Source organism: Pseudomonas sp. NY15354 (assembly GCF_048068075.1).
Lineage (GTDB): Bacteria > Pseudomonadota > Gammaproteobacteria > Pseudomonadales > Pseudomonadaceae > Aquipseudomonas > Aquipseudomonas guariconensis_C.
In genome coordinates, this window is sequence record NZ_JBLUPV010000010.1 from 92,798 (window position 1) to 116,260 (window position 23,463).

The 23,463-nt window shown below is 64.9% G+C and carries 22 protein-coding genes; 15 read left to right on the forward strand and 7 right to left on the reverse strand.

Annotated features, from left to right (window positions below; translation table 11 throughout):
• The first annotated feature begins 116 nt into the window (after positions 1-116).
• From ACNFCH_RS12550 to ACNFCH_RS12575, 6 genes are all read left to right on the forward strand, one after another.
• The gene (locus ACNFCH_RS12550; protein ID WP_416742897.1) at positions 117-1,097 is read left to right on the forward strand and encodes an aliphatic sulfonate ABC transporter substrate-binding protein; all 981 of its coding nucleotides are present in this window, start codon (positions 117-119) and stop codon (positions 1,095-1,097) included.
• Between the two features lie 15 nt (positions 1,098-1,112).
• Complete coding sequence (locus ACNFCH_RS12555; RefSeq protein ID WP_416742898.1) at positions 1,113-2,477, forward strand: LLM class flavin-dependent oxidoreductase; 1,365 nt, start codon at positions 1,113-1,115, stop codon at positions 2,475-2,477.
• 134 nt (positions 2,478-2,611) lie between these two features.
• Positions 2,612-3,448, forward strand: a complete 837-nt coding sequence (locus ACNFCH_RS12560) for a bifunctional allantoicase/(S)-ureidoglycine aminohydrolase (RefSeq protein WP_070091132.1) — start codon at positions 2,612-2,614, stop codon at positions 3,446-3,448.
• Between the two features lie 95 nt (positions 3,449-3,543).
• Complete coding sequence (locus ACNFCH_RS12565) at positions 3,544-4,143, forward strand: START domain-containing protein (protein WP_416742926.1); 600 nt, start codon at positions 3,544-3,546, stop codon at positions 4,141-4,143.
• Between the two features lie 123 nt (positions 4,144-4,266).
• Positions 4,267-4,554 carry a hypothetical protein gene (locus ACNFCH_RS12570; protein ID WP_337158289.1) on the forward strand — a complete coding sequence of 96 codons (288 nt, stop codon included), beginning with the start codon at positions 4,267-4,269 and terminating at the stop codon, positions 4,552-4,554.
• An 88-nt stretch (positions 4,555-4,642) separates the two neighbouring features.
• Positions 4,643-5,257: a Yip1 family protein gene (locus tag ACNFCH_RS12575; RefSeq protein WP_337158288.1), complete on the forward strand. Its 615-nt coding sequence runs from the start codon at positions 4,643-4,645 to the stop codon at positions 5,255-5,257.
• 18 nt (positions 5,258-5,275) lie between these two features.
• On the opposite strand, the gene ACNFCH_RS12580 is transcribed toward ACNFCH_RS12575, so the two are convergent.
• Positions 5,276-5,542, reverse strand: a complete 267-nt coding sequence (locus ACNFCH_RS12580; protein ID WP_337158287.1) for a DUF1652 domain-containing protein — start codon at positions 5,540-5,542, stop codon at positions 5,276-5,278.
• A 333-nt stretch (positions 5,543-5,875) separates the two neighbouring features.
• Here ACNFCH_RS12580 and ACNFCH_RS12585 point away from each other — a divergent pair, with 333 nt between their 5' ends.
• Positions 5,876-6,103, forward strand: a complete 228-nt coding sequence (locus tag ACNFCH_RS12585; RefSeq protein ID WP_196161989.1) for a DUF6555 family protein — start codon at positions 5,876-5,878, stop codon at positions 6,101-6,103.
• 27 nt (positions 6,104-6,130) lie between these two features.
• Here the strand turns inward: ACNFCH_RS12585 and ACNFCH_RS12590 are convergent, their stop codons facing one another.
• Positions 6,131-7,015 carry a pirin family protein gene (locus tag ACNFCH_RS12590; protein WP_416742899.1) on the reverse strand — a complete coding sequence of 295 codons (885 nt, stop codon included), beginning with the start codon at positions 7,013-7,015 and terminating at the stop codon, positions 6,131-6,133.
• Positions 7,016-7,230: 215 nt separating this feature from the next.
• Positions 7,231-8,118, reverse strand: a complete 888-nt coding sequence (locus ACNFCH_RS12595) for an EamA family transporter (protein WP_070090989.1) — start codon at positions 8,116-8,118, stop codon at positions 7,231-7,233.
• Between the two features lie 258 nt (positions 8,119-8,376).
• Between ACNFCH_RS12595 and ACNFCH_RS12600 the strand changes: the two genes are divergently transcribed.
• Positions 8,377-9,774 carry a cytosine permease gene (locus tag ACNFCH_RS12600; protein ID WP_337158285.1) on the forward strand — a complete coding sequence of 466 codons (1,398 nt, stop codon included), beginning with the start codon at positions 8,377-8,379 and terminating at the stop codon, positions 9,772-9,774.
• 149 nt (positions 9,775-9,923) lie between these two features.
• On the opposite strand, the gene ACNFCH_RS12605 is transcribed toward ACNFCH_RS12600, so the two are convergent.
• Positions 9,924-10,742 (reverse strand): class II aldolase/adducin family protein, encoded by an 819-nt coding sequence (locus ACNFCH_RS12605; protein ID WP_337158284.1) that lies wholly within the window; start codon positions 10,740-10,742, stop codon positions 9,924-9,926.
• Between the two features lie 36 nt (positions 10,743-10,778).
• Positions 10,779-11,822, reverse strand: a complete 1,044-nt coding sequence (locus ACNFCH_RS12610) for an ABC transporter substrate-binding protein (RefSeq protein ID WP_416742900.1) — start codon at positions 11,820-11,822, stop codon at positions 10,779-10,781.
• A gap of 190 nt (positions 11,823-12,012) precedes the next feature.
• Between ACNFCH_RS12610 and ACNFCH_RS12615 the strand changes: the two genes are divergently transcribed.
• From ACNFCH_RS12615 to ACNFCH_RS12630, 4 genes are all read left to right on the forward strand, one after another.
• Complete coding sequence (locus ACNFCH_RS12615) at positions 12,013-13,965, forward strand: FAD-dependent oxidoreductase (RefSeq protein WP_416742901.1); 1,953 nt, start codon at positions 12,013-12,015, stop codon at positions 13,963-13,965.
• 40 nt (positions 13,966-14,005) lie between these two features.
• Complete coding sequence (locus tag ACNFCH_RS12620; protein WP_416742902.1) at positions 14,006-14,614, forward strand: helix-turn-helix domain-containing protein; 609 nt, start codon at positions 14,006-14,008, stop codon at positions 14,612-14,614.
• A 257-nt stretch (positions 14,615-14,871) separates the two neighbouring features.
• A complete protein-coding gene (locus ACNFCH_RS12625; RefSeq protein WP_416742903.1) occupies positions 14,872-16,179 on the forward strand; it encodes a substrate-binding domain-containing protein in 1,308 nt (435 codons plus the stop codon).
• A 165-nt stretch (positions 16,180-16,344) separates the two neighbouring features.
• Positions 16,345-17,352, forward strand: coding sequence for a TerC family protein (locus ACNFCH_RS12630; protein ID WP_337158279.1), 1,008 nt, complete (start codon positions 16,345-16,347; stop codon positions 17,350-17,352).
• 63 nt (positions 17,353-17,415) lie between these two features.
• On the opposite strand, the gene ACNFCH_RS12635 is transcribed toward ACNFCH_RS12630, so the two are convergent.
• Entirely contained in the window at positions 17,416-18,645 is a 1,230-nt protein-coding gene (locus ACNFCH_RS12635; protein ID WP_070090997.1) for an acyl-CoA dehydrogenase, read from the reverse strand.
• A 140-nt stretch (positions 18,646-18,785) separates the two neighbouring features.
• On the opposite strand from ACNFCH_RS12635, the gene ACNFCH_RS12640 reads away from it, so the two are divergent.
• The 3 genes from ACNFCH_RS12640 to ACNFCH_RS12650 all read left to right on the forward strand — a co-directional run bounded on the left by ACNFCH_RS12640 (position 18,786) and on the right by ACNFCH_RS12650 (position 22,782).
• A complete protein-coding gene (locus tag ACNFCH_RS12640; RefSeq protein ID WP_337158278.1) occupies positions 18,786-19,712 on the forward strand; it encodes a LysR family transcriptional regulator in 927 nt (308 codons plus the stop codon).
• Positions 19,713-19,897: 185 nt separating this feature from the next.
• Positions 19,898-21,052 (forward strand): cysteine desulfurase family protein, encoded by a 1,155-nt coding sequence (locus ACNFCH_RS12645; protein ID WP_337158277.1) that lies wholly within the window; start codon positions 19,898-19,900, stop codon positions 21,050-21,052.
• Between the two features lie 269 nt (positions 21,053-21,321).
• Complete coding sequence (locus tag ACNFCH_RS12650) at positions 21,322-22,782, forward strand: MFS transporter (RefSeq protein WP_337158276.1); 1,461 nt, start codon at positions 21,322-21,324, stop codon at positions 22,780-22,782.
• 10 nt (positions 22,783-22,792) lie between these two features.
• Here the strand turns inward: ACNFCH_RS12650 and nfsB are convergent, their stop codons facing one another.
• The gene (gene nfsB, locus ACNFCH_RS12655) at positions 22,793-23,443 is read right to left on the reverse strand and encodes an oxygen-insensitive NAD(P)H nitroreductase (RefSeq protein ID WP_337158275.1); all 651 of its coding nucleotides are present in this window, start codon (positions 23,441-23,443) and stop codon (positions 22,793-22,795) included.
• Between the last annotated feature and the right edge of the window lie 20 nt (positions 23,444-23,463).

The following is a 23,463-nucleotide window of genomic DNA, read 5'->3' on the forward strand; positions in this document are numbered from 1 at the left end:
AAAACGATATATAAAGAACAAAACAATCTAACTAAATGGAATTAAAAAATTGAAAGGCCCTACGCGCCTCCTTAGGCTGGAGATCACCTACCCAAGCCTTTCAAGGAGCCCGTCCCGTGCCTGCCCGTGCCTTTTCTCCCCTTCGCCGCCTACTGCTCGGCGGCCTGCTGGCCAGTGTCGCCAGCACTTTGTTGCCGTGGTCCAACGCCTTGGCTGAAGACGCCAAGACCTTGCGTATCGGTTACCAGAAGTTCAACAGCATCAACATCCTCAAAGGCAGCGGAGCCCTTGAAAAGGCACTGGCCCCCCAAGGCGTGAAAGTCAGCTGGCACGAGTTCGCCGCCGGCCCACAATTGCTCGAAGCCCTGAGCACAGGCGCCATCGACCTGGGTCATGCCGCCGATGCGCCCTCGGTATTCGCCCAGGCGGCCGGCAAACCGATGGTCTACCTGGCAGCTGAACAGCCCTACCCCCGCGGCATCGGGCTGGTGGTACGCGAGCAGGACCACATCGAGGGCGTCCAGGGCCTCAAAGGCAAGCGCGTGGCCACCGGTCGCGGCTGGAACGCCCAGTACCTACTGGCCGTGGCCCTGGAGCAGGCGGGCCTGAGCTACAAAGACATCACCCCCGCCTACGTCAACAACGCCGCCGACGCCGTGGCCGCCCTGCAATCAGGCAGCGTGCAGGCCGTCACCCTGTGGGACCCGTTCCTGGCCGCCGCCGAACGACAACCAGGTCTGAAGAACCTGCGCGATGGCAGCGGGCTTTCCAACAACCGCACCTTCTACCTCTCCACCGCAGCGTTCGCCGACCAGCACCGCGCGCTGCTCAAGACCTTCTTCAGCGAACTGGCCAAAGTCAGCCAGTGGGCCAACGCCAAGCCCGCCGAGGTGGCCAACCTGCTGGCGCCGCAACTGGGCATCGGTGCCGACGTGCTGGAGGTGGCCAGTGAGCGGCGCAACTACAACGCGGTGGCCATCACCCCACAGATCGTCGCCGAACAGCAGAAACTGGCCGACACCTTCCAGGGCCTGGGCCTGATTCCTCGCAAGCTGCAGGTGGCCGATGCGGTCTACCCGGCTTCCGTGCTGCCCTGACGCCAAGGAGCCCACATGCCGCGTCCCATTCGCTTCAACGCCTTCAGCATGAACGCCGCCAGCCACCAGTCACCGGGCCTGTGGCGTCACCCGCGCAACACCAGCGTGGATTTCAACCGCCTGGACTACTGGACCGATCTGGCCCGTCTGCTTGAGCGCGGGCTGTTCGATGCGCTGTTCATCGCCGATGTGCTGGGCATCTACGATGTCTATCAGGGCGGGCCGGACGCGGCCCTGCGCGGCGGTGTGCAGGTCCCGGTCAACGACCCGTTGCTGTTGGTGCCGGCCATGGCCGGGGTGACCGAACACCTGGGGTTCGGCGTGACTTTCTCGCTGACCTATGAGCACCCCTACCCGTTCGCTCGGCGCATGTCGACCCTCGACCACCTGAGCAATGGCCGGGTCGGCTGGAACATCGTTACCGGCTACCTCGACAGCGCCGCACGCAACCTGGGCCTGGCCCGGCAACTGGGCCATGACCAACGCTACGACCTGGCCGAGGAGTACCTCGACGTACTCTACAAACTCTGGGAAAAGAGCTGGGACGACGACGCCGTGGTGCTTGAGCGCGAGACCGGCCGCTACATTGATCCGTCGCGCGTGCATCCCATCGCCCATACTGGCGAGCACTTTCAGGTGCCCGGCATGCACCTGTGCCAGCCCTCGCCCCAGCGCACCCCGGTGCTGTTCCAGGCCGGCGCCTCGGCGCGCGGGCAGCAATTCGCCGCGCGGCATGCCGAATGCGTATTCATCAGTGGCCCGACACCCACCGTGCTGCGTCGCTACGCCGAAGGTATCCGCCAGGCCAGCGAAGCGGCCGGTCGCGGTCGCGACGAGGTGCTTATCTATGCCCAGGCCCTGCTGATCGTTGGCCACACGGGCGAGCAAGCCCAGGCACGCTTTGCCGACTACCGCCGTCACGTCGACCTGGAAGCGGCCCTGGCCCTGCTGTCGGGCTGGACCGGTATCGACTTCGCAGGCCTCGAACCCGACGCGCCCATCGAATATGTGGAGAACGACGCCGGCCGTGCCGCCCTGGCCGCCTTCACCGCCGCCGACCCCAACCGGCGCTGGACAGTACGCGAGGCGGCGCAGTTCGTAGGGCTGGGCGGTCGGGGCCCGGTGCTGGTGGGTTCAGCGGCTGAAGTCGCCGATCAATTGGAAGCCTGGCTGGACCAGACCGGCATCGACGGTTTCAACCTCACCTACGCGGTGCAACCGGACGATGTGGCCAACGTGGTCGAGCTGTTGATACCCGAGCTGCAACGCCGTGGTCGCTACCCGCTGGCCTATGAAGATGGCACCCTACGCCACAAGCTGTTCGGCCAGGGCGATCGTCTGCCAGAGGCCCATGCCGGGCGCCAGGTCGACATTCACTGAATAAATACCGGACATTTCAACATTTAATTTGTGGATGCCACGGAAAGGCTCATATCCTGTCCGTGCATCCCCTGCGGCGCACCGGCCGGTGCGGTTCAACGGCACGGGGACAGAACAACAAGTCGAGACTCTCCATGTCGAATCATTCGTACTTCGCCCCTCACGGTGGGCACCCAGGCCAAACCGAGCTGCTGACTGACCGTGCCATGTTCACCGAAGCCTATGCCGTCATCCCCAAGGGCGTGATGCGTGACATCGTCACCAGCCACCTGCCGTTCTGGGACAAGATGCGCATGTGGGTCATCGCCCGCCCGCTGACCGGCTTCGCCGAAACCTTCTCCCAGTACATCGTCGAAGTCGCCCCGGAAGGCGGCAGCGAGCGTCCTGAGCTGGACCCGAACGCCGAAGCGGTCGTGTTCGTGGTCGAAGGCGAAATCGACATCACCGTCGAAGGCAAGCACCACACTCTGGTCCCAGGCGGCTACGCCTTCCTGGCCCCGGGCGCCGACTGGAGCCTGCGCAACAACAGCAAGTCCAACGTCACCTTCCACTGGCTGCGCAAGCACTACCAGAAGGTCGAAGGCCTGGCTGTTCCGGAATCCTTCGTCACCCATCGCAAGGACGCCACCGTCATCGAGATGCCGGGCACCGAAGGCCGTTGGGTCACCACCCGCTTCGTCGACATGGCCGACATGCGCCATGACATGCACGTCAACATCGTGACCTTCCAGCCAGGCGGCGTGATTCCGTTCGCTGAAACCCACGTCATGGAACACGGCCTGTACGTGCTGGAAGGCAAGGCGGTGTACCGCCTGAACCAGGACTGGGTCGAAGTCGAAGCCGGTGACTTCATGTGGCTGCGCGCCTTCTGCCCGCAAGCCTGCTACGCCGGCGGCCCAGGCCCGTTCAGCTACCTGCTGTACAAAGACGTCAACCGCCACGTGCACCTGACCCTCAACCCACAGCGTTGAGTTCAGGCTGATGTCAGCAAGCCCGCCTTCATGGCGGGCTTGTCGTTTGTGTCCATACTTTTTGGACTTCCAGCCTTGGGCCTGCGGCCATGCCCTTGTATCGCCTGTTGCTCACCCTCCTGCTTCTGTTGCCCGCCCCTGTGCTGCTGGCCGACGACTGGCGCCTTGCGCAACAGGAGGATGGCGTCGACGTCTACTTGAGCGCTGTCGAGGGCTCGTCGTACCAGGCATTTCGCGGCGTTACCCGCATCAAGGCGAGCGTGCGCACCCTCACCGACCTGCAGGAAAACCTGCGGGTAGCCTGCAAATGGCTGTATGCCTGCGCCGAAATGCGTCTGCTGGAAGTCGATGGCGACAGCACCTGGGTCTACCTGGTCACCGACCTGCCCTGGCCGGCCCGCCCGCGGGACATCGTGCTGCGCGTACGCACCGAACGCCTGGACGACGGCACCCTGGTGCGCCACCTGAGCGCCGAGCCTGGCCGGATACCCGCAGTGCCTGGGTTGATCCGCGTGCGCCGGCTGCGCGGGGAATGGACCATGCGCCCCTTGGGCGAAAAAGAAACCGAAGTGACCTACCAACTGCAGGCCGACCCCGCAGGCGACGTGCCAGGGTGGCTGGCCAACCAGTTCGTGGTGGATGCTCCGCTGGTGACCTTGCGTACCCTCAAGGCCGTGGCCGAGCGCCAGCCTTGAAACAGATAACGCTGAATGAAATAGAAATAATTTGAACGACGCCCCCGGATAGGTTTCGAATGAGAGATACCTCCGCGATCCTTCCCAGGAGCCCGCCATGTCCCCCATTCAGCTGTGCCACCCATGAAGCCCATGTACCGCGCTCCGTGCGCCTGCCTGGAGCTGGACTTCGTCCGCGATACGCTGTTCGGCCCAGTGGCCCAGCGTGTGGAATGTCAGGTCCAACTTGCCGTCCTCAACCTGCAAGGCAGCCCGGCCTTGCGTCTGCACATCGACCCACCCCTGCCAGAGAAGCTCGACCGCGCCCACAGCGTGGCTTTCGTCTGGGATGGGCGCAGCTACCACGGCGTGGTGCGTGACCATGCCAAATGCGGCGACGGGGGCATGAATCTGGTGCTAGAGCTGCAATGAAGCGATCAACGGCCCCCAGATAACCTGAACCCTGGACGCTCGGGCTTCTCCATAAAAAGAGGACACGCTTGCCCTCGAGGAGAATGCCATGAACAGTCCCTTGCTCAAGCTCTTCACCCAACCCGGCGCCGCCTGGCTGGACATCCGCCGCGCCGAGGAAGCCCATCCCCAACAATACCTGCCACGCCTGCTGGCCCTGGCGCTGATCCCGGCTGTGTGCCTGTTCGTCGGCACCACCACTTTCGGCTGGAGCCTGGCCAGCGAAGAGCGGGTGCGCCTGAGCATGGTCAGCGCTGCGCAGCTGGCCGGCCTGCTGTATGCGACGACCGTGGTCGGCGTGATGCTCATGGGGGTGATGATCCGCTGGATGTCACGGGGCTTCGACGCCCAGCCCACCCTCAACCAATGCATCGGCTTTGCCGCCTATTGCGCCACGCCGTGGTTCGTCGCGGGAGTGGTCGGCCTGGTACCGATGCGCTGGTTGGCCGTGGCAGCCCTGCTGGCGGCCTCCGCTTACGCCACGGTGTTGCTCTATGGCGGCTTGCAAACCTTCCTGCGTCTTCACAAGGAACAGGCGATGCTGTTCTCGACCTGTGTCTGGGGTGTGGGACTGCTGTTGCTGGTGACCATCCTGGTGGCGATGATCCTGTTCTGGTCCAACAGCCTGATGCCTGAATACGTGCGCCCGGCCAGCGTTGGCTGACCGGGTCGTGAAAGCCCGTCAGGCCATGGCCTTGGTCACCCCGTGGGGGTGGCCCAGGCGCTGCTCCTTGCGCAGTTGGTTCACCAGTTCGTGCAGGTCACGACAACTGTTGAGGCTGTCCAGCGCAATGCCGGTGACCGTCAGGCAATCGTCCAGCCCCTGCTCGTTGCCCAGGCGGATGGTCAGGCTGACGCCGTCCGGGCAACTGACCTCGCAGCGGTCGGGCAGACAGGCCTGCTCGATCAGCTGGCGCATTTCCAATAGCGAAACCCCTATCAGCGACATGGTTCGACCCTCTCTGTACTGGATGGCCTGTTGTGTGTGAGTACGCCCTGAAGTGGCGCAGTGCCAATTGATATTGCACATGCTCAAGCGCCAGCCCATTCGCTGTCGCAATGATGCCGTGCAATCCCTTTAGCACCTTAGAAGAAGAGGCCGGTTAGACAGGAGATGTTCGATCCGGTTGAACGCGCTCGCGACAAACGGTCGAGCCACTGCCGCTGGTCGGTAGACGGTGATTAATTTAAAACTTTTGCCCTTTGGGTAGATTCCCACGGATAGGCCACGGAACGTCTCGTATAGGGCCAGCCTGCGCTGCTGCGCAAGGGATGGGGACCGATGATCGATGCCAAACTCTTCGTGATCGACTACGACCTGCACGGGCAACACAAGTCGTTCGTGATCCGCGCCGAGCGGATGGACAATGCCGAGGCTTGGCACTGGGCAAGTTGCGATGCGGGCGTTGCCCGTATCGGACGCTACGGGCGCGAGAAGATCAAGAAGGTCAGCAAGCCGGTGGCCGAGCGTTACGGGATCAGTGACGTGCACTGGCGGCAGACCGGTTGAACGGCTGCCGCTCAGCGGCCCATCACCTCAATGCCGAGGGCCTTGCTCCCCAACCATCTGCCCGAATCGCCCGGCCTGGAAGTCGTCGAACGACTCGGCGATCTCCGCCTGGCTGTTCATCACGAACGGGCCATAGCCGACGATGGGCTCATCGATAGGCTCGCCACTGAGCAGCAACAGACTCACGTCTTCCAACGCCTGCACCTGCACATGCTCACCGTCGCGCTCCAGCAACACCAGACTGGCCGGCCCCGCCTCACGCTCGCCATTGACCCGCACATTGCCGCGCAAGACCACCAGCGCAGCGTTGCGCCCCTGGGCGATGGGCAGTTGCAGGCTGGCACCGGCAGCAAGACGCAGGTCCCACACATCCATGGGCGTGAAGGTCTGCGCCGGGCCCTTGTGACCTTGGTAATCACCGGCAATCACGCGCAAAGTGCCCGCATCGCCTTCCAGCTTCACCACTGGGATGTCACTGGCCAGCAGCGTCTGATAGCCCGCCGCAGCGCGCTTGTCACGCGCCGGGAGGTTGACCCATAGCTGCACCATTTCCAGGGTGCCGCCACTGCGGGCGAAGGCTGGCGAATGGAACTCCTCGTGCAGAATGCCGTCGGCAGCGGTCATCCACTGCACGTCACCGGGGCCGATCAAGCCGCCCGCGCCGGTGGAGTCGCGGTGCTCCAGCTCGCCCTGGTAGACAATGGTCACGGTCTCGAAGCCCCGGTGCGGATGCTGGCCGACGCCTCGGCGGGCGGTGGTCGGGGTGAAATCGTGGGGGCCGGCGTAGTCGAGCAGCAGGAACGGGCTGATGTGACGGGCAAGGTTGTCATAGGTGAACAAGCTGCGAACCGGGAAGCCATCCCCGACCCAATGGCCGTGGGGGCTACGGTGTACACCCAGAATCTTTTTCATGAGAAGTCTCCTCTCTCAGATGGCTGGGTATAACACTACCGATGAGAACAATAGTCCGGTAGGTAGCAAAAACGGCCCTGATCGTCCCGATGATAGAACAATGACAACAGGCAAACCGGAGTACAGCCTCGTCGCGGCTAGCCCCCTCCCACAGGGTTGGCGGTGATCCTTGTAGGCGCGGACTTACCCGCGAACAGGCCACCGCCGCCCCCTGTTCATTGGACCGTGGCCGCCCGCAACCGCTGCCCCAACCGCGGCCCGAAGACGTTGATCAGCAGCCCCGCCATCACCAGCAACGCGCCCCAGCCTTGCACCGCGCTCAAGCGCTCATCCAGTAGCCAGGCCGACGAACTCAGGCCAATCACCGGCACCAGCAGCGAGAATGGCGCCACCTTGCCCGCCGGATGACGCGACAGCAGCGTGCTCCAGAGGCTATAGCCCAACATGGTGGCGACGAACGCCAGGTACGCCAGCGCCAGCACCGAACTCAAGCCGAGGTTGGCCAGTGCATGGCCAATGCGCTCGGGGCCTTCGAGCCACCAGGACAGAGCCAGAAACGGCAACGGCGGGATCAGCCCGCCCCAGATCACCAGGGCCACCAGATCCACCGAGCCAAAGCGCCGGGTGATGATGTTGCCCATCCCCCACATGGCCCCGGCGCACAGGGTCAGCAGCAGCGCCAGCAACGGCACGTGGCTGCCATCCTCGCTGCCGATCAGCACCAACCCGCCCGCCGCCACCAGCAGCCCCAACACACTGGCCACGCGCAGGCGTTCACCCAGGAACAACGCCGCAAAGCCGAGGGTGAAGAAGGCCTGGGACTGCAGCACCAACGAGGCCAGCCCCGGCGGCATGCCGCTGTACATGGCCTGGAACAGAAACGCGAACTGCCCCAAGGAAATAGTTGCCCCATAGGCGATCAACCAACGCCAGGGCAACTTAGGCCGCTTGACCAGCAGGATCGCCGGAAAGGCCACCAAGGCGAAGCGCAGGGCGCCGAGCAGCATGGGCGGCAAGCCATCGAGGCCGACCTTGATGACGACGAAGTTGACTCCCCAGGCGATGATCACCACCAGGGCGATCAGCAGGTCCTTGAGCGGCATTGCGGCTTCCTTCTTCAGGCTTTCTAGACATATTTCGTTACAGCATAAGGCCATTCTTTTTTCGTCGACCAGCACAGTTGGCCACCGACCTTGCGCAACAGTCGATCAAGCGAAGCGTCTGGCACGCGAGTGGCCGTCCTGTCAGAGGTTGTCAAGCTTCACTTGACCGAACTTGTCTATACATGCTCATATCTCATCACAGCCGTCCCCTGCCGATGGCTCGCCCGCCCCTCACAAAAACAAACACGCGGAGTGCCCATGTCCAACAAACCCGTGATCGAACGGCGCTCGATCGACTACATCCCCGAAGCTGAACGCCATGGACGCGTGTACAGCCAGTTCACCCTCTGGCTGGGAGCCAACCTGCAGATCACCGCCATCGTGACCGGCGCCCTGGCCGTGGTGCTCGGCGGCGATGTGTTCTGGTCGCTGATCGGCCTGTTGCTCGGCCAATTGGTCGGCGGCACGGTCATGGCACTGCACGCCGCCCAAGGCCCGCGCCTGGGCCTGCCGCAGATGATTTCCAGCCGTGTGCAGTTCGGCGTCTATGGCGCGGCCATCCCCATGGCCCTGGTGTGCTTGATGTACTTGGGCTTCACCGCCACCGGCACGGTGCTCTCCGGCCAGGCGATCGGCCAGTTGCTCAGTGTGAGCGACAGCACCGGCATCTTGATCTTCGCGGGTGTGATCGTGCTTGCCACCCTCGCCGGCTATCGGGTGATCCACTGGATCGGCCGCCTGGCCAGCGTGCTGGGGATCATCGCCTTCGTCTACCTGTTCAGCCGCATCCTGATGCTGGCCGACATCGGCCAATTGCTGGACAACCGCCACTTCACCTGGGCGTCGTTCCTGCTGGCCGTTTCGCTGGCCGCCTCCTGGCAGATCGCCTTCGGCCCCTACGTGGCGGACTATTCGCGCTACCTGCCCAGCAGCACCTCGCCGGTCAAGACCTTCCTCGCCGCCGGCCTGGGTTCGGTGATCGGCGCCCAGGCTTCGATGATCCTCGGTGTGTTCGCCGCCGCCATTGCCGGTGGTCAGTTCACCGGCCATGAAGTGGCCTACATTGTCGGCCTGGGTGGCGTGGGTACCACTGCGGCGCTGCTGTACTTCAGCATCGCCTTCGGCAAGGTGACCATCTCGACGCTGAACTCCTACGGCAGCTTCATGTGCATCGCCACCATCATCAGCGGGTTCCGCGGCCATTTGCAGATCAGCCGCCTGCAGCGCCTGGTGTTCGTCCTGGCCATCGTCGGCGCCGCGACCCTGGTCGCCCTGCTCGGCCAGCACTCGTTCCTGAGCGCGTTCAAGTCGTTCATCCTGTTCCTGCTGACCTTCTTCGTGCCGTGGAGCGCCGTGAACCTGGTGGACTACTACTTCATCACCAAGGAGCGCTACGACATCCCGGCCCTGGCCGACCCCGAAGGTCGCTATGGCCGCTGGAACTGGCCGGGGATCATCGTCTACACCGTGGGCGTGCTGGTGCAGATGCCCTTCATCGACACCAAGCTGTACACCGGCCCTATGGTCGCCCACCTGGGCGGTGTCGATGTGTCCTGGCTGATCGGCCTGGTCGTGCCGAGCGTGCTGTACTACTGCGTCGCCCGTGGCCGCGCCGCGCAGGCGCCGGCCCACATCATCGTGCCGGACGCGCGTTGATACGGGTGCTTTCGTCCCTTGGGGCTGCTTTTGCAGCCCATCGCAGGCTCGCCACCGCCGACACGGATTGAGTTGTACGTGTAGGCGCGGCCTTGTGTCGCGAAAGGGTCGCGAAGCGGCCCCAGGGTGTTGGAGCCGACGCGGGCGTCTCAGTCGCGATAATCCGGCGCCACCCGCTCCAGTAGCCGCAGCAGGGCTTGCCAGGCCAGTGCATTGCCATCCGGGTCCGATAACTCCCCTGCTTTCAACGGCCGCGCCGGGGCATTGAACTGGCGCTCGGTATGGGCGCACACCTCGTGCGGCGGCACGATCACCTGCCCGGCCTGCAACGCGGCCAACTGGATCTCGCAGGCTTTCTCCAGGTAGTACATGCGCATGAAGGCCTCGGCCACGCTGCTGCCGACCGTCAGCAGACCATGGTTGCGCAAGATCATCACCGAATGCTCGCCCAGGTCCGCTACCAGGCGCTGTTGCTCGTCCATATCCAGGGCGATGCCTTCGTAGGCGTGGTAGCCGACCCGTCCGTAGAACTCCATGGAAATCTGGTTGAGCGGCAACAAGCCGCACTCGAGCGCCGCCACCGCGCAGCCGGCCCGGGTATGGGTATGCAGCACGCACTGAGCGTCCTCGCGGGCGCCATGAATGGCGCTGTGGATGACGAAGCCCGCCGGGTTGACCGGGTATGGCGTCGCTTCCACCGGGTTGCCCTGCAGATCGATCTTCACCAGTTTCGAGGCCGTGATTTCATCGAACAGCAAACCATAGGGATTGATCAGAAAATGGTGCTCAGGGCCCGGCAGGCGCACGGAGATGTGCGTGAAGATCAGATCGGTCATGCGAAAGTGCGCGATCAGCCGGTAACAGGCAGCCAGCTCCTGGCGCAGGGTCCGTTCGGTGGGGGTCATTGTTGTTGTCCTGGTTCGAGAATGTGGGAGGCCGAAGTCTGTTCGGCGCTCCGATTTACCCACGAAGGCCGCGAAGCGGCCCTGGGGAATGAATCTACCTCACTTGCTGGCCCACGCGTTGAAGCGCTGCTCCAGCTCCTCGCCATGGTCAACCCAGAACTCGACATTCATCGCCAGCGCGCCCTTGAGGTTTTCCGGCGAGGTCGGCACCCAGCTGGCCAAGGCGGGGTCGAGCTTGGCCGCGGCCTGGGTATTGGTCGGGCCATAGGGGATCTGCTGCACATACCGCACCTGGGTATCGGGTTGGTTGGCGTAGGCGATCAGGCGCCGCGCCTGGTCGACATGCTGGGAGCCCTTGATGATCGCCCAGTAGTCCATGCCATACAGGCTGCCCGGCCAGACCACCGCCAGCGGGCTGCCCTGCTGGGCGGCGACGGCGATGCGGCCGCTGTAGGTGGAGGTCATCACCACATCGCCTGCGGTGAGCCACTGGGCTGGCTGCGCGCCGGCATCCCACCACTGGATGTAGGGTTTGAGTTCGGTGAGCTTGGCAAACGCGCGTTCGACGCCGGCCGGGGTGGACAGCACCTTGTAGACGTCCTCGACCTTCACACCGTCGGCCAACAGCGCGAACTCCAGGTTGTACACCGCGCGCTTGCGCAGCCCACGCTTGCCGGGAAACGCCTTCACATCCCAGAAATCCGCCCAGGAGGTAGGCGCCTTGGCCAACTTGTCGCGGTCATAGGCAATCGCCACGCTCCACACTAGCGCCGCTGAACCGCACGCCTGGGCCGCGTCCGGTATCAACTCCTTGGCATGGCCCATCTGCTGCCAGTCCAGACGCTCGTAGATGCCTTCGTCACAGCCGCGCATCAGGTCTGGGCCCTCGATCTGCACCACATCCCAATCGACATTCCCGGTATCGGCCATCACCTGGATCCGGGCCATCTCGCCGTTGTACTCGCTCTGGATCAGCTTGCTGCCATCCTGGGCGCTGAAAGGCTGGAAGATCGCCACGTCCTGGGCTTTCTGACCCGCGCCGCCATAGCCGACCACGACCATCTGCGGCGCCGCCTGCGCACTGCCCAGGCCCAAGGCCAGAAGGACTGCGCACAGTCCGATCCTGCGGGGAAATGCTTGCATCGTTGGTTCCTCCTGCCGATGCCTGGCCGGTGCAGCGCAGGCCTCGCTTTCTTGTTGTTGTGAGGGATGCCCCTGAGCCAGGGGTCGAGGGGAACGCTAGACGCCAGCCAGTAAAAAAACAAGTTGATTTTTTACTGACGCTACACTTTCATGAGAAAAACAAAAACGACCACCGACCGGAGCTGCGCGCATGTCGACCGCCTTCCCCCACCTGTTCGAACCGCTGCAGATCCGTGGCAAACGCCTGAAGAACCGCATCATGTCCACCGGACATGACACCTGCCTGCCCACCGACAACTTGGTCAACGACAAGCTGATCGCCTATCAGCGCGCCCGCGCCGAAGGCGGCGCCGGGCTGATCGTGCTGCAGGTCGCGGGGGTGCACGACAGCGCCCGTTACACCTCCCATGTACTGATGGCCACCGACGATGCCTGCATCGACGGCTACCGCCGCCTGGCCGAGGCCTGCCATGCCCACGACACCCTGGTGCTGTCGCAGCTGTTCCACCCAGGCCGCGAGATCATGGAGACGGCCGATGGCCTGCTGGCGGTGGCCTACTCGGCCTCGGCGGTGCCCAACGAGCGCTTCCGAGTGATGCCCCGGGCCTTGGGCCAGGCGATGATCGACGAAATCGTCCAGGGCTACGCCAGTGCCGCCCGCCGCCTGCATCAGGCCGGGCTGGACGGCGTGGAAGTAGTGGCCAGCCACGGTTACCTGCCGGCGCAGTTCCTCAATCCGCGGGTCAATCGCCGTACCGACGGCTACAACGGCGGCCTGGAACAACGCCTGCGCTTTGTACGTGAAGTGCTGGCCGCCGTGCGCGCGGCCACTGACGAACACTTCATCGTGGGCCTTCGCATCAGCGCCGACGAGCGCGACCCCGAGGGCCTGACCGAAGACGAGTCCCTGGTGGCCGCCCAGGCGCTGCAGGGCGAGATCGACTACCTGCACATCGTCGCCGGCACCTCCGCCTCCCAAGGCGGTGCAGTGCACATTGTTCCGCCCATGGCCATCGACCCTGCGTACCTCGCCCGCGAAGCCGGCACGTTCAAGGCACGCCTTGACATCCCACTGTTCGTCACCGGACGCATCAACCAACCCCAGGAGGCCGAACTGATCCTGGCCCGCGGCCAGGCCGACGTCTGTGGCATGACCCGGGCGCTGATCTGCGACCCGCAGATGCCCGCCAAGACCGAGCGCGGTCAGGTCGAGGACGTGCGCGCCTGCATCGCCTGCAACCAGGCCTGCATCGGCCATTTCCATCGCGGCCTGCCAATCTCCTGCATCCAGCGCCCGGAAACCGGCCGCGAATTGCAATACGGCACACTCGTCCCTACCTCGGCGCCCAAGCGCGTGATGATCGCAGGCGGCGGCCCGGCCGGCATGAAAGCCGCGGCGGTCGCGGCGGCGCGTGGCCATGACGTGACCCTCTACGAGGCCGGCCCACAGCTCGGTGGCCAGGTGCAGTTGGCCCAGCTGCTGCCCCGTCGCAGCGAGTTCGGTGGTGCCAGCACCAACCTGCAACGGGAAATGGAACTGGCCGGCGTGCGCGTGGTGCGCAACACCCGCGTCGACCGCGCCCTGGTCGAGCGCGAGCGCCCCGACGTGGTGATCGCGGCCACTGGCGCCACCCCATACTGGCCGGAGTTCGAACGCAGCGGCGACCTGCAGGTGGTCGACGCCTGGCAAGTGTTGCGCAACCAGGTCACCCTGGGCGGCTCGGTGCTGGTGGTGGACTGGCGCAGCGACTGGATCGGCCCCGGCATCGCCGAGCGCCTGGTGCGCGAAGGCCATCAAGTGCAGTTGGCGGTCAACGGCACCCACTGCGGTGAAAGCCTGCCGCTGTACGTACGCGACCAGATGGCCGGCGAGCTGCACCGCCTGGGCATTGCGATCACGCCTTATGCGCGGCTCTACGGCTGCGACGACAACACCGTCTACCTGCTGCATACCGCCAGCGGCGAGCCGATGATCTTCGAAGGGATCGACACCTTGGTGCTGTGCCTGGGCCATCAACCGGTGGACACCTTGGCCGAGGAACTGGCCGGCCTGGTCGAGGTGCGACGCGTTGGCGATTGCCTGGCGCCGCGCACTGTCGAAGAGGCGATCCACGACGGCCTGACGGTTGCCTGGGCGCTCTGAGGCTGGTCATACTTCTGGCTTTCCCGATGGACCGACGCGCATGAGCCAGCAACCCCAGACGCCGCCGCCCGCCGCCGCCGAAGATGGCGGCGCGGCCCCGCACTTTCTCGGCACCCGCATCCGCGGCCTGCGCAAGCGCCGCGGCATGACCCTCGCCGAGCTGGCCAAGCAGAGCGAACTGACCGCCGGCTACATCAGCCAACTGGAGCGCAACCTCTCCTACCCGTCGATCCCGGCGCTGTTCAACATTGCCCGCAGCCTGGGGGTGACCATCCAGTGGTTCTTCGCCAGCGAGGCCAGCACCGCCCCGGAGGATCAGGGCTACGTAGTGCGGCGCAACAGCCGCTTGAGCGTGCATTACGAGGACGGCATCGTCGATCAACTGCTCACCCCCCAGCCCAATCGCCAGTTGGAGATTCTCCACTCGCGCTTTCCACCGGGCACCTACAGCCAACAGAGCTACAGCCACGAGGGCGAGGAAGCCGGCTATGTGCTGTCCGGCTGCTTCGAACTATGGGTCGGGGACCGATATTTCCAGCTCAATGAAGGTGACAGCTTCAGCTTCTCCAGCCAGGAGCCGCACCGCTATGGCAACCCCGGAGAGGTGGATGCGGTGGTGATCTGGGTAATCACGCCGCCTACGTTCTGACCGAGCCCACAAGCCTTTGCGCCACGCCTGTAGGAGCGGCCTTGTGCCGCGATCGGGCGCGAAGCGGCCGTAAAACCTGCTGCCACAGGGCACCTGGCACACCGCGCTCACCGAGCTTTTGATCGCGGGGCAAAGCCCGCACCTACAGGGGATGCGCAGACTGAGGGGCGCGGGTTCGCATCAAGCCCCGCACTGTCATCTCCCGGTCACGCCACTGTCGTAATCTGCAGCGCACCTTTATGCCACAGGTCTCCGGCATGCCTCGCCTGCTCGCCTTGCTGTGCTGTCTGCTTTCCTTATCGGCCCTGGCCGGGCCTGCGCAACTGCGCATCCAGGGCTCCAACACCATCGGGGCGGCCCTGACGCCTGCGCTGGTCCAGGGCCTGCTGGCGGCCCAAGGCGCCACGGCCATCACGCAGACCCCGGGCCACCAGCCCAACGAAACCGAAATCAACGCCCGCACTGCCCAGGGCCAGCCCCTGCGCATCACCATCGCCGCCCATGGCTCGAGCACCGGTTTCACCGCCCTGGGCGATAACCAGGCAGACCTTGCCGCCTCATCACGCCCCATCACCCAGGACGAAGCCCAACGCCTGCGAGCGCTGGGCGATCTGCGTGGCCAAGGCGCCGAACAGGTCATCGGCCTGGACGGTGTAGCCGTGATCGTCCACCCAGACAACCCGCTGGCCCAACTGACCACCGCACAACTGGCCCAGGTGTTCTGCGGCCAGGTGCGGCGCTGGGAGCAGCTCGGCGTGTCCGGCGGGGACATCCGCCTGTACGCACGCGACGATCGCTCCGGTACCTTCGAGACCTTCAAGGCACTGGTGCTGGAGCCACGCCAGCAGACGCTGGCCGCCCAGGCGCAACGTTTCGAGTCCAGCGAAGCCCTGGCCGAGCGGGTCAAGGCCGACCGCCAAGCCATCGGCTTCAGCAGCCTGGCTGCCGTGCACGGTGCCAAGGTCCTGGCCATCGCCGAGGGCGACGCGCCGGCCATGTTGCCTACCCCTGCCCTGGTCGCCAGCGAGGACTACCCGCTGTCGCGCCGCCTGTTCTTCTACCTGCCCGCCCGCGCCGCGCCCCTGGCAGTGGCCCTGGCCGACTTCACCCAAAGCCCCGCCGGCCAAGCCATCGTCGCCGGCCAAGGCTTCGTGGCCCAGCAGGTCAAGGCCCTGCCCGTGCCCGCCCAGGCCGACATGCCGCCGCGCTACCGAACCCTGGTCGATGAAGCCCGGCGCCTGAGCGTGAACTTTCGTTTCCAGCCAGGCAGCGCCAACCTCGACAACAAGGCGCTGCGCGACGTGCGCCGGGTGGCCGACTACCTGCGCCAGGCGGGCAAGCTGCAGCACAAGGCGGTGCTGGTGGGCTTTGGCGACCCCAAGGAAACCCCAGGCCGCGCCGCCCTGCTCTCGCGCCTGCGGGCCATGGCGGTGCGCCGCGAGCTCGCCCGCAGCGGTGTGGAGGTAAAGGAGGTGACCGGCATGGGCGACGAACTGCCGGTGGCCGACAACGAGCAGCAACAAGGACGGCTGCGCAATCAACGGGTGGAAGTGTGGGTGTACTGAAAGACTGCGCAGCACCGCAAAGAAATGTAACAGCGCGCCATTCGGCAGGGTCCCGGATCGGGACTACGCTCAAGCCCATGTGATACCGGGCCCCTCTGACGGTTGCCAAGCCGCCATGTCGGATCACTGTTGCCATGCAACGTCGACATTCAAGGAGGGGCTCAAATGGCTCTGCAGACATTCCTCATCACCCCATTCCTCGGCACCAGCGCTTGGCTGTGGCTGGTCTTCATCGCAATCGTCATCGGCCTGCTGGTTCTGGACCTGGGCGTGCTGCACCGCGAAAACCGCGAGATCGAGATGCGCGAGAGCCTGCTGCTGTACGCGGGCTATTTCAGTGTCGGCGTGCTGTTCGGCGCGTGGGTCTGGTACGAGCTGGGCGCGCAGTCGGCCCTGGAGTTCTACACCGGCTTTTTGGTCGAGCAATCGCTGTCGATGGACAACGTGTTCGTCATGGCGATGATCTTCGGTTTCTTCGCCATCCCCCGCCGCTACCAGCACCGGGTGCTGTTCTGGGGCATCCTGGGCGTGGTGTTCCTACGGGCGATCATGATCGGCGTGGGTGCGGCGCTGGTGCAGCACTTTGCCTGGGTACTCTACCTGTTCGGCGCCTTCCTGCTGTTCACCGGAGTGAAGATGGCCCTGTCGCGGCAGGAGAGCCACCCGGACCTTGCCAACAACCCCGTGCTGCGCTTCGTACGCCGGCACATGCGGGTCACCGACCAGCTCCACGGCGCGCACTTCTTCGTGCGCCTCACGCCGCCCGGGCAGCGCACCGCCCTGCGCCATGCCACGCCGCTGTTCCTGGCCCTGGTGTTGATCGAGCTGGCCGACCTGGTGTTCGCCGTCGACAGCGTGCCCGCGATCTTCGCCATCACCCAGGACCCGTTCATCGTCTATACCTCCAACATCTTCGCCATCCTCGGCCTGCGCTCGCTGTACTTCGCCCTGGCAGCGCTGATGCACCGCTTCGTCTACCTCAAGTACGCCCTGGCGCTGGTGCTGGTGTTCATCGGCTGCAAGATCTTCTACCACGGCCTGGTGGGCAAGGTGCCGGCCCTGCTATCGCTGGGGGTGACCTTCGGCTTGCTGCTCGGCGGGGTGCTGTTGTCACTGTTCAAGACCCGGGCCCGGCACGACGACCCGCCGCACGAGCAGCCTGACCAGTCCTGACCTCGTCCATGAGCCCCGGTCAGCCACCTCGGGGCCTGCGATGGGCTGCACAGCAGCCCCCCTTCAGTGCCCGCTACGCAGCAGTTCCTTGGGCACATGCTTGCCGATCTCGTACTTGCCCACCGCCGCCCGGTGCACTTCATCCGGCCCGTCGGCCAGGCGCAGGGTGCGCTGCATCGCATACATGTAGGCCAGCGGGAAGTCACCGCTGACCCCAGCCCCGCCGTGAATCTGGATCGCCCGGTCGATCACCTTCAACGCCACGTTCGGCGCCACCACCTTGATCTGGGCGATTTCGCTGCGCGCGACCTTGTTGCCGACAGTGTCCATCATGTAGGCGGCCTTGAGGGTCAGCAGCCGTGCCATGTCGATCTCCATGCGCGAATCGGCGATCTTGTCGACGTTTCCACCCAACCGGGCCAGCGGTCGGCCGAATGCGGTGCGCTCGACCGCACGCTTGCACATCAGCTCAAGGGCCCGTTCGGCCATGCCGATCGAGCGCATGCAGTGGTGGATGCGGCCTGGGCCCAGGCGGCCTTGGGCGATCTCGAAGCCGCGCCCCTCCCCCAGGATCACGTTTTCATACGGCACCCGCACGTTCTCGAACAGCACCTCGGCATGGCCATGGGGGGCATCGTCGTAGCCGAATACCGGCAACGGGCGGACGATCTTCACGCCCGGCGTGTCGGTGGGCACCAGGATCATCGAGTGTTGCTGGTGACGCGGGCCTTCGGGGTCGGACAAGCCCATGAAGATCATCACCTTGCAGCGCGGGTCGCAAGCACCGGAAGTCCACCACTTGCGCCCGTTGATCAGCCATTGGTCACCCTCGCGCACGGCCGTGGCGGCCATGTTGGTGGCGTCGGAGGATGCGACGTCCGGCTCGGTCATGGCGAACGCCGAGCGGATCTCCCCGCGCAGCAAAGGCTCCAGCCACTGGCGCTTTTGCGCCTCGCTGCCATAACGCACCAGCACTTCCATGTTGCCGGTGTCCGGCGCCGAGCAATTGAAGGGCTCCGGGCCCAGCAGCGAACGGCCCATGATCTCGGCCAAGGGGGCGTATTCGAGGTTGGACAGACCCGCGCCGTACTCTGACTCAGGCAAAAAGAGGTTCCACAGCCCCTCGGCGCGGGCCTGGGCCTTGAGCTGTTCCATGATCGCAGTGGGCTGCCAGCGATCGCCCTCGGCGACCTGGCGTTCGAACACCGGCTCCGCAGGGTAGACGTAGGCGTCCATGAATGCAGTGACGCGCTCGCGCAATGCCTGGACCTTGGGCGAATAGGCGAAATCCATCTGAAGCTCCCTTCACAGGCTGAAGAACATGGGCCAGAGCCTAGAGCACCCAGGCGCTATCCACCTAGTCTATTTTCCGCGTGTATTAACATTCATAAGCAATATATGATCGGCCGATAATTCCTATAAAGAGCCATGCCATGAACCTCAGCAAGGTCGACCTCAACCTGTTCATCGTCTTCGATGCGATCTACACCGAAGCCAACCTGACCCGTGCCGGACAGATCGTCGGCATCACCCAGCCTGCGGTGTCCAACGCCCTGTCGCGCCTGCGCGAAACCTTCAACGACCCGCTGTTCGTGCGCACCGCCCAGGGCATGGTGCCCACCCCCATGGCGCAGAACATCATCGGCCCGGTGCGCAACGCACTGGCCCTGCTGCGCACCTCGGTGCAGGAAAGCCGTACCTTCAACCCGCAACAGGCCAACAAGACCTTCCGCATCAGCATGACCGACCTCACCGAGGCGGTGATCCTGCCGCCGTTGTTCCAGCGCCTGCGGCGCCTGGCCCCGGCGCTGATGATCGAAAGCTTCCTGTGCAAGCGGCGCGAAACCACCAAGGAGCTGGCCGCCGGCCACCTGGATTTTGCCGTGGATGCGCCGCTGAACACCGATCCGCAGGTGCGCCACGTCAAGCTCATGCAAGACCGCTTCGTCTGCGCGCTGCGCCCGGGGCACCCGCTGGCCGAGGGCAAGCTCTCCCTCGACAGTTACCTGGCCTTGACCCACATCCATATTTCCAGCCGCCGCAATGGCCTGGGCTATGTCGACCTGGCCCTGGGCAAGATGGGCGTGCAGCGCAAGATCGCCCTGCGCTCGCAGCATTACCTGATGGCGTCCCAAGTGCTGCAGCAGACCGACATGGTGATGACAGTCCCCGAGCGCTTCGCCCGTCGCCACCAATTGCGCCACTTGCCGCTGCCGGTCGAAGTACCGCCGCTGGAAACCCACTTGTATTGGCACGAAAGCACCGACCAGGACCCGGCCAACCGGTGGATGCGCGAGCAGATCATCGATCTGTGCGAACGGGTCGCGGAGGAAGAAGAAAAGCAGCACCTCACGGCCTGACTCCCTATCCCTGCGAAGATAAACCTACCATCTAGAGAATAATTTCCTACACGCAAAGGCGTGATAGAAAAACTTTTCTTCAAGGCGCGCCGCACTGGGCCAACAAGGCAAAAAGCATCTCCGGAGCGCTGGGTACGATGGATCCATCGATCGCCACGTCATGGCGACCTGCACGGATTCCCATCATGCCCAGCGCCCCGCTCTACTTCGACTACGCCGCCACCACCCCTGTCGACCCACGCGTCATCGAGACCATGATCACCTGCCTCGGCCAAGAGGCGCATTTCGGCAACCCGGCCTCCAGCGGTCATGCGTATGGCCAGGCCGCCCGCGAGCTCGTGGAGCAGGCCCGTCGCCAGGTCGCCGAGCGCGTGGGCGCCGACCCGGCCGATCTGGTCTGGACCTCCGGCGCCACCGAATCGAACAACCTGGCGCTCAAGGGCATCGCCCAGGGTGCCGGCAAGCCGGGTCACCTGATCACCAGCCAACTGGAACACAAGGCGGTGCTGGACACCGCAGCCGAGCTCGAACGCCAGGGCTGGGCGGTCACGCGCCTGGCACCGGACGCGCACGGGCTGATTCAACCGCAGGCGGTACAGGCCGCGCTGCGTGAAGACACCCGCTTGGTGTCGCTGATGGCGGTCAACAACGAACTGGGCACGCTCACCGATTTCGCCACCATCGGCGAATACGTGCGCGCCCATGGCGCCCTGCTGCACGTGGACGCCGCACAGGCCGTGGGCAAGGTCGCCCTGGACCTGGCCCGTCAGGCGGTCGACCTGATGTCGTTCTCGGCCCACAAGGTGTATGGCCCCAAGGGCATCGGCGCACTCTATGTCGGCCCGCGCGCTCGCCCGATGCTGCGTGCCCAGATGCACGGCGGTGGCCATGAGCGTGGCCTGCGCTCCGGTACCCTGGCGACCCACCAGATCGTCGGCATGGGCAGTGCCTTCGCACTGGCCGGCGGACCCGGCGACAGCGAACACCAGCGCATCGCCCAGCTCAGCCAGCGCCTGCGCCAAGGGCTGCTGGCCCTGCCCGGCGTGAGCCTCAATGGCTGCGCCCAACAACGCATCCCTCACACCCTGAACCTGTGCATCGACGCCAAGGGCTTCAACAGTGCGGCACTGGCCAGCGAGCTGGCCCTGTCCTCCACCTCGGCGTGCAACTCGGCGAGCAACGCCGCGTCCCACGTGCTGCTGGCCCTGGGGCTCGAGGACGCCCAGGCGCGCAACAGCGTGCGGATCAGCCTGGGACGCTTCACCAGCGAGGCCGAGGTGGACAAGGCCATCGACGTGTTCGGGCGAGTGGTGAGCGCCGCTTCTGTCGCCTTGTGGTGACTGTCCCTGGCCTATTCGCGGGTGAACCCGCACACAGGTTCTCCGGTGTTCTCAACAACATCGCTGTGCCTGTGGGAACTACGCCAGGGCTGGCGTTTGCACGGCTGAAAAGTGTCAAGGAATACCAACCCAAGGCGATTCGAGCTTGTCCGACACCATAGAATCTCCCACAAAGGCCGTGGAGTTATCGACGTTGCTGAAATGAACTCCGCCCGCTGAAAAGGGCTCCACTGCCAGGCACATACCGCCAGCAGACCGGAGCCCACCTGGTGAACCAACCCTCGCTCCCCACCGCGGCCGGGCGCCTCTACCACACCGACATTCCCGCCCGCCTCGACCGACTGCCCTGGACCCGCTTCCACACCCTGCTAGTGATGGCCCTGGGCATCACTTGGTTGCTGGACGGGCTGGAAGTCACCCTGGCGGGTTCGGTGTCCGGTGCCCTCAAGGACAGCCCGGCGCTGGCCATGAGCAACACCCAGATCGGCCTGGCAGGCGCCGCCTACATCGCCGGGGCCGTCCTTGGCGCCTTGTTCTTCGGCTGGATGACTGACCGCCTGGGTCGGCGCAGGCTATTTTTCGTCACCCTGGCGCTGTACATCGGCGCCACGGCTGCCACTGCGTTTTCGTGGAATTTGGCAAGCTTTCTGCTGTTTCGGTTTCTCACCGGGGCGGGCATCGGCGGCGAGTACACCGCCATCAACTCGACCATCCAGGAGTTCACCCCCGCCCGCTATCGCGGCTGGGTGGATCTGGTGATCAACGGTACCTTCTGGCTGGGGGCAGCCCTTGGGGCGATCGGCGCGGTGATCCTGCTCGACCCGGCACGGGTCGGCGGCGATCTGGGTTGGCGCCTGTGCTTCGGCATCGGTGCGCTGCTGGGTTTGGCGATCCTGCTGATGCGCCTGTGGATTCCGGAGAGCCCGCGCTGGTTGATGGTCCATGGTCAACCCGAGCGCGCCGAACGCATCGTCACCGATATCGAACGCCAATTGCGTGCGCGCGGCATCACGCTACCTGCCCTCGATACCCCACCGTTGCGCCTACGCGCCCGCGATCACACACCCCTGGGCGAGGTCATGCGCTGCCTGTTCGTCGCGCACCGGCGCCGCGCCCTGGTCGGCCTGACCTTGCTCAGCGCCCAGGCGTTCTTCTACAACGCCATTTTCTTCACCTATGCGCTGGTGCTCACCGATTTCTACGGCGTGCCGTCCGAGCGTGTCGGCTGGTACGTGCTGCCGTTCGCCTTGGGCAACTTCTGTGGGCCATTGCTGCTGGGGCGATTGTTCGATGTGCTGGGTCGCCGCGTCATGATCAGCGCCACCTACCTGATATCCGGTGTACTGCTGGCCATCAGCGGGTATGGATTCGAGCAAGGCCTGCTCGATGTCACAGAGCAAACGGCGGCCTGGATGGTGATTTTCTTTTTCGCCTCCGCCGCCGCCAGCTCCGCCTACCTCACCGTGGCCGAGACCTTTCCCCTGGAGATCCGCGCCTTGGCGATCGCCGTGTTCTATGCCTTCGGCACCGGCCTGGGCGGCTTGATCGGGCCGGCGTTGTTCGGCGTACTGATCGAGACGGGTGAGCGTATCAACGTGCTGTATGGCTACCTGATCGGCGCCGGCCTGATGATCATCGCCGCGCTGGTGCAGGCCCGCTGGGGCACCGCCGCCGAACGCCGCTCGCTGGAGCATGTGGCCAGGCCCCTGTCACAGGCGCCTGACGACTAGCCCGTACGGTTCAGAGGAAAGTGAACACCGTCGAAGCCGGCAGGCGCGACTTGTTGAGGCCGGCATTGAAGTCCTGTTCGCTGCGGTAGCCCAGGCTCAGCAGCACCACGCTGGTGAAGCCCTGTTCACGCAGGCCGAGTTCTGCATCCAGCGCCTTGCTGTCGAAACCTTCGATGGGGGTAGCGTCCAGGCCATGGGCGGCAGCGCCGAGCAAGGCGGTGCCCAGGGCCAGGTAGGTCTGCTTCTCCATCCAGTGCTGCAGGTCCTTCTGGTCGAAGCGGTGCAGGTTGACGTAGCCGCGACGGGTCACGTCCTGGCCCGCCTTGGCCTGCTCGGTGTGGAATCGGCCATCGGCGGCCTCCTGCGCCAACACCGCCTCCAGGTGCGACTCCGGCATGTCGGTGCGGGCAGCGAAGACGATCACATGGGAGGCATCCAGGATCTTCGGCGTGTTGTAGGCGAACGCCTCGGTCGCCTTGGCGATGCGCGCCTTGCCTTCGGCGCTGTCGGCGACGATGAAGTGCCAGGGCTGCGAATTGACCGACGACGGGCTGTGGCGCAGTTGTTCGAGCAGCGCGTCGACGGTGGCCTGGGGGATGCGGCGGGCGGCATCGTAGGCTTTGGTGGTGTAGCGGCGCTTGGCCAGGGCAACGGTATCCATCAAGACAACTCCTCAAGAGA

Bases quoted from the DNA above. Each gene is read 5' to 3' on its own strand.
- ACNFCH_RS12555 (WP_416742898.1), top strand. From the start codon at position 1,113: ATGCCGCGTCCCATTCGCTTCAACGCCTTCAGCATGAACGCCGCCAGC.
- ACNFCH_RS12560 (WP_070091132.1), top strand. From the start codon at position 2,612: ATGTCGAATCATTCGTACTTCGCCCCTCACGGTGGGCACCCAGGCCAA.
- ACNFCH_RS12570 (WP_337158289.1), top strand. From the start codon at position 4,267: ATGAAGCCCATGTACCGCGCTCCGTGCGCCTGCCTGGAGCTGGACTTC.
- ACNFCH_RS12575 (WP_337158288.1), top strand. From the start codon at position 4,643: ATGAACAGTCCCTTGCTCAAGCTCTTCACCCAACCCGGCGCCGCCTGG.
- ACNFCH_RS12580 (WP_337158287.1), bottom strand. From the start codon at position 5,542: ATGTCGCTGATAGGGGTTTCGCTATTGGAAATGCGCCAGCTGATCGAG.
- ACNFCH_RS12585 (WP_196161989.1), top strand. From the start codon at position 5,876: ATGATCGATGCCAAACTCTTCGTGATCGACTACGACCTGCACGGGCAA.
- ACNFCH_RS12590 (WP_416742899.1), bottom strand. From the start codon at position 7,015: ATGAAAAAGATTCTGGGTGTACACCGTAGCCCCCACGGCCATTGGGTC.
- ACNFCH_RS12595 (WP_070090989.1), bottom strand. From the start codon at position 8,118: ATGCCGCTCAAGGACCTGCTGATCGCCCTGGTGGTGATCATCGCCTGG.
- ACNFCH_RS12600 (WP_337158285.1), top strand. From the start codon at position 8,377: ATGTCCAACAAACCCGTGATCGAACGGCGCTCGATCGACTACATCCCC.
- ACNFCH_RS12610 (WP_416742900.1), bottom strand. From the start codon at position 11,822: ATGCAAGCATTTCCCCGCAGGATCGGACTGTGCGCAGTCCTTCTGGCC.
- ACNFCH_RS12615 (WP_416742901.1), top strand. From the start codon at position 12,013: ATGTCGACCGCCTTCCCCCACCTGTTCGAACCGCTGCAGATCCGTGGC.
- ACNFCH_RS12620 (WP_416742902.1), top strand. From the start codon at position 14,006: ATGAGCCAGCAACCCCAGACGCCGCCGCCCGCCGCCGCCGAAGATGGC.
- ACNFCH_RS12625 (WP_416742903.1), top strand. From the start codon at position 14,872: ATGCCTCGCCTGCTCGCCTTGCTGTGCTGTCTGCTTTCCTTATCGGCC.
- ACNFCH_RS12630 (WP_337158279.1), top strand. From the start codon at position 16,345: ATGGCTCTGCAGACATTCCTCATCACCCCATTCCTCGGCACCAGCGCT.
- ACNFCH_RS12635 (WP_070090997.1), bottom strand. From the start codon at position 18,645: ATGGATTTCGCCTATTCGCCCAAGGTCCAGGCATTGCGCGAGCGCGTC.
- ACNFCH_RS12640 (WP_337158278.1), top strand. From the start codon at position 18,786: ATGAACCTCAGCAAGGTCGACCTCAACCTGTTCATCGTCTTCGATGCG.
- ACNFCH_RS12645 (WP_337158277.1), top strand. From the start codon at position 19,898: ATGCCCAGCGCCCCGCTCTACTTCGACTACGCCGCCACCACCCCTGTC.
- nfsB (WP_337158275.1), bottom strand. From the start codon at position 23,443: ATGGATACCGTTGCCCTGGCCAAGCGCCGCTACACCACCAAAGCCTAC.